Genomic DNA, 6,741 nt, shown 5'->3' with positions numbered 1-6,741 from the left:
GACAAGCCTACGGAGCGGTAGACCCAAGCGTGGCTGTCGCGCACAGGGTGCGCTCCCACAGACATGCCCGCACGACCGACGCGTCGCTGATGCTTACGCGCGGCGAGGCTCCGTTATGGGCCCCATGAACTATGGCGAGCCGCAATATGGCGACAAACGCCCACCTACCCCCTAGTCGCCACCACCGGCGGCACCGAGCTCGCCCGCAACGCCGGCCCCAACACCGCCAACTGCCCCAGCAGGCACAGCGACACCACGCCCACCGGCACATACGGCCACGGCAAGCGCTGCAACGCGTAGTGCTGCATCAGCAACATGTTCAGTGCGTAGGCCAGTACAACACCCAACACCACGCCCGCGCCAACGATCACTCCATTCTCGGTTTGGAAATAGCGCAGGATGTCGCGTCGCGTGGCGCCAACGGCGCGGCGGATGCCGATGGAGCGGCGGCGCTGTTGGACCCAGAAGCTGGCCAGGCCGGCGATGCCGGCGGCCGTCACCAGCAGCAAGCCGAGTGCGGCGGATAGCAGCAGGGTGATCATGGTGCGATCGCGGCGGAAATAGTCCTCACGCATCTGCGTGAAGGTCTGCGGATGCCGCAGCACGCGGTTGTTGTCGAGGCTGGCGAGCACCTGCTGCGCCTGTTTGAGCACGCGTTCCCTGTCCTGTGGTGCCGTGCGCATCACGTAGGTGATATCGGCCGTGTCCGGCAACATGGGGAACAGCGTGGCGTAGCCGCTCGCATCGGACTCGCCCAACGAGGGGCGCAGCAGCTGATCGATCACGCCGACGATGCGCACCGGTCCATCGCCCGGATAAATCACCTTGCCCAGCGGGTCCTGACTCGGAAACAACTTGGTAGCGAGTGTCCGCGTGATGATGGTGGATGGCACGTGGTTGATGCCGGCCCAGTCATGCGCCGCGTCGAGCGGAAGGTATTCCTCCGGCAGAAACCAGCGTCCCGCCACCAGGCGCATGCCGAGCACCTGTGCTTCGTTCTGCGTGCCGTTGAACGCCGTGGCAGTGGCGGGCGATGGACCGTTCGGCACCAGCGAGATGCCGTTGCTCCAGTTGTTGCCGTTGAAGGGCAGGGCGTCCACGGCAGCCACCATGGTGACGCCGGGGATCGCGCGCAGCGCCGCCATATCGGCGTCGTGCTTGGCGAGGTGATTGGCCGATTCGTCCACGCTGATGCTTTCGATCAGGGCGAGCTCGTTTTCCACCACGCCGCTGGGCAACTGCATCTGCGCCAGGCGATGGCCGATGATGGACGCGACATTGCAGACGATGGCGCAGGTCAACGCCACCTGCATCACCAGCAGGCAAACGGTGAGCTTGTGACGCGACAGACTGGCGATCAGGGGCGAATGCGACATGACAGGCCTCATTGCGTCTTCAGTTGCAGGGCGGGTGGAATGCGGCAGGCGCGCCACGCAGGCAGCAGGCCCGCGATCACGCTGGCGGCCAGGGCAAGCACAAAGGTTCCAAGCAGCATGCCCGCATCCATCTGCGCGAGTTGCGCATAGCCATCGGGCCGCTGGCGCACGCTCCACAAGCCCAGACAGGCGATGCCCAGACCGAGCAGACCGCCCGCCAGGCCGATCACGCACGACTCCACGCCCAGTTGCAGGAAGATGTCCCAGCGTCGCGCACCGAGTGCACGACGCACGCTGATCTCGCCGCCGCGGCGCAGGAAGGTGGCCAGCAGCAGACCGACCACGTTGAGCATGCAGACCGCGAGAAAACCCAGCGACAGCGACAGCTGCAGGCGCAGGTCGTCGGGGATGGTGTGCTGGCGCGTCAACCAGTCCATCAGGCCGTAGAGCTGTGCGTCGACGGGGCGCGGCATGCGACCGTGCGACTGCTGGTCGCGCCAGTAGCTGGCCATGAATTGCCGATACGCCTGCACCTTGGCCATGCTGTCCAGCTGCACCCAGAATTGCAGCCACACGCAGTGGTTGCTGGTGCGCGCTTCGCCGCCACTGTCCCAGCAGGAGAGGCGGCCGTTGAAGTCCAGTCCCAGATCCTGCGCGGTCTGCAATGGCAGGAAGAACTGGTCGGTCTTGCCGAAGCTGCGTCCATCTACCTGTGCGTAGAACTGCGGCTGCGGATGCCAGTCATCGAGCACGCCGACCACGCGGAAATCGGTGTTCTTCAAGCGCACGCTATGGCCTATAGCCGGTGCGTTGCCGAACAGCTTGCGCGCCAGCTCGCGGTTGAGCACGACGATGCGCGCGTGGTTCTCGTCATCGTCACTACGCCAGGCACTGCCAGCGGCAAACGGCACGTTGAACATGCTGAAGAAGTCGGCGGTCACGTAGCGTCCTGTTTCGTAGAACGGCAGCTCGCCGCTCTGCGCCGGTCGCACCGGCACCGCACCGCCCGCCATCGCGGCCTGACGATCCGCCCTGCGCGCGTGCAGCAGATTCATGGCATCCGGCCAGCTGAAATTGCCGTCCGGTTCGGCGGGCTCGCTGTGATCGCGTGCCAGTGGCCGGATGTCGATCACCGGTGCATAGAGCTGTCCGCTGCGGCCCGGCAGCGGATCACCGGAAAGCACGTGGAAGATCGTGATCATGGTCATGCTGGCGCCGATGCCCAGGCCGATGACCAGCACCATCAGCGCGGCGAGCGCCTTGCTGCGGCGCAGACTGCTGATGGCGGTTGTGGCGTAGTAGCCAATCATGTCGCCTCCTTCCTTGCATGGCTCAGCTGCACGTGGGCAACGGTTATCCGTCACCCCGGCAAACCGGGGCGTGTGTTGGATCGATAAGGTTCTGAGCGTGGTGGCGCGCCGGGCACGCCACCACGTAATGGCTAGCGGTTGCTCACCGGCTGGGCGACGCCCTTGGCCAGCGCCTCGTCGAGCAGACGGCTCATCTGCTGGGTTGCCTGTTCGGTGGCTTGTTCCTCGCGATGGGCAAGTGCTTCCTGCTGTTTTTCCAGGGCCTGCTGCTGTTTTTCGAGGTCTTGCTGTTCGCGTTCCAGGCCGGCACGCTCGCGATCGATCTCGGCACGCTCGGACTCGAAGGATGCGCGCTCGGCCTCACCGCCATCGGATGAGGGACGCTGCGCCTGGCGCGCGGCAATCTCTGCCTCACGCGTGGCCATGCGCGCCAGCCGCTCGCCCAGGGCGCCCTGGCGTGCGCCGATGCCACTCTCCTGTCCACTCACGCGGCCTTGCTCGCCACTCAGCCGGCCCTGTTCCTTGGACAGCTCGGTCACGGCCGCGTAAGCCGCCTTGGCACGCGTGACATAAGTGTCATCGCGGATCACATAGGAGTTGTTGCCGCGACGGAACAACACAAGTGGCTCCGATTGCCCGCGCATGCTGCGCGCCACCGCGACGTCCACATCGTTGCCATTGATGATCACCGAATCCTTATCGAGCAAGGCGAAGCCGTATTGCGCGCCGGTATGGGTGTCGATGTCGATATGGTGCGCAGAGAAGCCTTCGGAACGCGGCGCCGGCGGTGCCGGTGGGGCCGGCGGCGGAGGCGGCGGTACCGGAGCCTTGGGCGCGGGCGGCGCCGGCGGTACAGGCGGCACGGGCGGCGGCGTCATGCTGCCGCGTGGCGAGTGCTTGGTCTTCGGCGTCGTTGGCGTGAGCGGCGTGGCAGGCGTCAAAGGTGTTGCCGGCGTGGCAGGTGTCGCAGGCGTCGGCGGTGTCGCGGGCACCGACATGGCACTCGACGCGCTGGCCGGCGCAGACGCCGTATCGCCCTTGGCCTCGGTCACGCGATACGGCAGCACGCCGATAGCGGCGACCAGCGCAACCAGCAGCCAGCTGCGTACGCGCGAGGTCGTATCCTGATCGCTCAGCTGCAACATGGTCAGTCGCCTTTTCAGGTTGTGGAAGGTCGGCGACGCGCCGGCAAGACCGGCGTGCAGCGGATGCGCCACGCCCAGGCGCAGCAGCAGGCGACCGTAGTCCTGCGGTGCAGCGTCGTGCTGGTGAACCACTTGCGCGTCGCATGCGGCCTCGCGGTTCAAGGCGTACTCGCGCATCGCCCACGACACCATTGGGTGAAAGAAGAACAGGCGCTGCGCAATCGCCGGAATCCAACCCATCCACAGATCGCCGCGGCGCAGATGGGTAAGTTCGTGGGCAAGTGCAAGCGCGCTTTCCTCGGAAGACAGGTTCTGGTCCGCCGGCAGCAACACCACCGGCCGCCACACGCCGCTTACCTGCGGCGAACGAATCGCAGCGGAGACACGCAGCGCGGGACAGCGGCGCAAGCCCATCGCATGCGCCTGCTCGGCGCACAGCGCCTGCAACGCGGCATCGTCCAACGGCCGCGATGCGCGCACCACCCGGCGTGCCTCGCGCCAGTGACGCAAGGTGATCAGCGTCTGCACCAGTACGCCGGCCAGCCATGCCGCCAGGAGCGCCGGCAACCAGCGTGACCAGGTGTGCGGCGCCGAGGTGGTGGATCGCACGATCACGGTTTGTTGATCGCCACCCGGATCGGCCGAGAACGAGGCCGAGCTTTGACCCACGCTGGCGATGTGATGCTCGCTCGGCGCCACCGTGGTGATGACGGTGGTTTCGGCGGAAGCCGGCGACAGCAGCGGTAGCGCCACCGGCGTGGGCAGCAGCAAGCCCATCAGCAGCTGCACGCCCAGCAGCCACCACAGCAGCGAGCGCGTGGCGGCGGAGAGCCGCGGCAGCTGCCGGTTGAGCAGCCACACGGCGCCCACCAGCAGTGCCGCCTGCAGCGAGGTCCAGGCAAGGCGGCCGATCACTTCCTGTGCGAGAGAGGCAACAGCGCTCATGTCAGGTCTCCTTGCGGCGCGACTGCAGTTGGTGCACCAGGGCTTCGAGTTCGGCCAGTTCGTTGTCGCTGACGTCCGTGCGTTCGGACATCCACGCCACGAACGGCGACACCGAACCGCTGAGCGTCTTCTCCACAAACTGGCCCACTGCGCTGCGCATGACTTCGCCCGGGCCGGTGGAAGGGCTGTAGCGATACACGCCCTGCACCTGCTTGCGGCGCAGGTAGGACTTGCCGCGCAGGCGTTCCATCATGGTCAGTACGGTCGAGCGCGCGAGGCCGCGCGGTTCGCCGAATCCGGTCGCCACTTCGCCGACCGATGCGTTGTTGTTTTCGGCGACGTATTGCAGGAGCGCGAGCTCCTGATCGCCGATGGTTGGCTTGCCCATGTCCAAGGTCCTGGTGACTACAGCTGTAGTCAACGTACGCCGTGACTACAGCTGTAGTCAATAGGCCGGTGGTGATGGATTTGCGTCAGTGCTGACTTGTTGCAACGCACCAAAATCGGAGTAGAGTGCGCCCCGTCCTCATCCTGCAGCGCGCCTGGAGTGCGCTTATATGAAGGCTCGCACGCTACTCATCGCTGACCCATCCCGCGGCTCACCGCGAGTCATCGCACCCACGGGTTAGCACGCCTTTCGTCCTTTGCGGCTTGGCTCGGCACGGCGATCGTGCCCAATAGCAAGCGTGCGAACGGACGTCCGTACGGCATTCGCCAACACATCATCACCACGGGGAAAACCATGAAGACGCTTGTCGACTGGCTGGCGCATCGGCTGTGGCCGTTCGTCGTCTGCCTGCTGCTGTACGTCGCTGTCATCGGGCCGGAGCTGATCTCGGCGCCGAGCACGCTGGCCGTGCTCAGCGGCCTGCTGCTGCTGGCCTTGCTACTGGCGTGGGGCTATCTGCTGCTGCGCCGCGGTTTCACTCACAAGGAATGATCAATGAAACGCGTATTGACTCTGTCGTTGTCGCTTTCGGCCCTGTTGCTTGCCGCCTGCTCGAAAGTGCCGGCGGGCAATGTGGGCGTGAAGTTCCAGATGTATGGCGATGACAAGGGCGCACTGAAGGAACTGCCGCCCGGTCGTTACTGGGTGGGCTGGGGCTACGAGATGTACACCTTCCCGACCTTCACCCAGACCTACACCTTCACGCGCTCCACCATGGAGGGCCGCGCGGTGGACGAGTCGATCAGCTTCCAGACCGCGCAGGGCCTAACCGTCAACGCCGACGTGGGCATCACGTATCACATCGATCCGTCCAAGGTGACGCTGATTTTCCAGAAATACCGCAAGGGCATCGATGAGATCACCGACGTCTATCTGCGCAACATGATCCGCGATGCGCTGGTCAAGGAAGCCTCCAACCTGGACATCGAATCGGTCTACGGCAAGGGCAAGGCCAGCCTGATCGAGTCAGTGCAGAAGGACGTGAGCGAGGAAGTGTCCGCCGTCGGCATCAACGTGGAGAAGATCTACTGGATCGGCGAACTGCGCCTGCCCGAAAACGTGGTGCAGTCGATCAACGCCAAGATCCAGGCGACGCAGATGGCCGAGCAACGCCAGAACGAAGTGGCGCAGGCCAGGGCCGAAGCGGAGAAAGTGGAAGCCGAAGCACAGGGACGTGCCCAGGCACAGATCACCATCGCGGAGGCGGAGGCCAAGGCGATCGAGCTCAAGGGCGATGCGTTGAGGCAGAACCCGAACATCGTGCAGATGTCGGCGATCGAGAAGTGGGACGGGCATTTGCCCACTTACACCGGAAGTAGCGCGCTGCCGTTTGTAAGCCTGGGAACGGTGCAGAAATAAGCCGGCTCCTGCTCCCTCTCCCCGCCGGGGAGAGGGCTGGGGTGAGGGGCGGGTGCTCGAGAAGGAATGTCCTATCACGGGCTTTTAAATCACGCTTGGCTACGTAGCGACACCGAGGCAAGAGTGGCCCCTCACCCCAACCCTCTCCCCAAAGGGGA

Annotated in this window: 6 protein-coding genes; 2 read left to right on the top strand and 4 right to left on the bottom strand. The window is 65.2% G+C overall.

Going from position 1 to position 6,741, the window contains the following annotated elements; genetic code table 11:
- Positions 1 to 164 precede the first annotated feature (164 nt).
- The 4 genes from Y882_RS13545 to Y882_RS13530 all read right to left on the bottom strand — a co-directional run bounded on the left by Y882_RS13545 (position 165) and on the right by Y882_RS13530 (position 5,164).
- Positions 165 to 1,376 carry an ABC transporter permease gene (locus Y882_RS13545; protein ID WP_046972467.1) on the bottom strand — a complete coding sequence of 404 codons (1,212 nt, stop codon included), beginning with the start codon at positions 1,374 to 1,376 and terminating at the stop codon, positions 165 to 167.
- 8 nt (positions 1,377 to 1,384) lie between these two features.
- Positions 1,385 to 2,686, bottom strand: coding sequence for an ABC transporter permease (locus Y882_RS13540; RefSeq protein WP_046972466.1), 1,302 nt, complete (start codon positions 2,684 to 2,686; stop codon positions 1,385 to 1,387).
- Between the two features lie 131 nt (positions 2,687 to 2,817).
- Positions 2,818 to 4,776: a M56 family metallopeptidase gene (locus tag Y882_RS13535; RefSeq protein ID WP_046972465.1), complete on the bottom strand. Its 1,959-nt coding sequence runs from the start codon at positions 4,774 to 4,776 to the stop codon at positions 2,818 to 2,820.
- Position 4,777: 1 nt separating this feature from the next.
- Positions 4,778 to 5,164 (bottom strand): BlaI/MecI/CopY family transcriptional regulator, encoded by a 387-nt coding sequence (locus tag Y882_RS13530; protein ID WP_046972464.1) that lies wholly within the window; start codon positions 5,162 to 5,164, stop codon positions 4,778 to 4,780.
- A gap of 354 nt (positions 5,165 to 5,518) precedes the next feature.
- Here Y882_RS13530 and Y882_RS13525 point away from each other — a divergent pair, with 354 nt between their 5' ends.
- Positions 5,519 to 5,716, top strand: a complete 198-nt coding sequence (locus Y882_RS13525) for a hypothetical protein (RefSeq protein ID WP_046972463.1) — start codon at positions 5,519 to 5,521, stop codon at positions 5,714 to 5,716.
- Between the two features lie 3 nt (positions 5,717 to 5,719).
- A complete protein-coding gene (locus Y882_RS13520; RefSeq protein WP_046972462.1) occupies positions 5,720 to 6,583 on the top strand; it encodes an SPFH domain-containing protein in 864 nt (287 codons plus the stop codon).
- The last annotated feature ends 158 nt before the right edge of the window (positions 6,584 to 6,741 follow it).

It is taken from the genome of Dyella japonica DSM 16301, from assembly GCF_001010355.1.
Classification (GTDB): domain Bacteria; phylum Pseudomonadota; class Gammaproteobacteria; order Xanthomonadales; family Rhodanobacteraceae; genus Dyella; species Dyella japonica.
The sequence above is the reverse complement of the archived record's forward strand: the minus strand, read 5'-3'. Positions and strand labels throughout refer to the sequence as shown.

Excerpts from the sequence above, each read along its gene's own strand:
- Y882_RS13520 (WP_046972462.1), top strand. The coding sequence starts at position 5,720 with ATGAAACGCGTATTGACTCTGTCGTTGTCGCTTTCGGCCCTGTTGCTT.
- Y882_RS13525 (WP_046972463.1), top strand. The coding sequence starts at position 5,519 with ATGAAGACGCTTGTCGACTGGCTGGCGCATCGGCTGTGGCCGTTCGTC.
- Y882_RS13545 (WP_046972467.1), bottom strand. The coding sequence starts at position 1,376 with ATGTCGCATTCGCCCCTGATCGCCAGTCTGTCGCGTCACAAGCTCACC.
- Y882_RS13535 (WP_046972465.1), bottom strand. The coding sequence starts at position 4,776 with ATGAGCGCTGTTGCCTCTCTCGCACAGGAAGTGATCGGCCGCCTTGCC.
- Y882_RS13540 (WP_046972466.1), bottom strand. The coding sequence starts at position 2,686 with ATGATTGGCTACTACGCCACAACCGCCATCAGCAGTCTGCGCCGCAGC.
- Y882_RS13530 (WP_046972464.1), bottom strand. The coding sequence starts at position 5,164 with ATGGGCAAGCCAACCATCGGCGATCAGGAGCTCGCGCTCCTGCAATAC.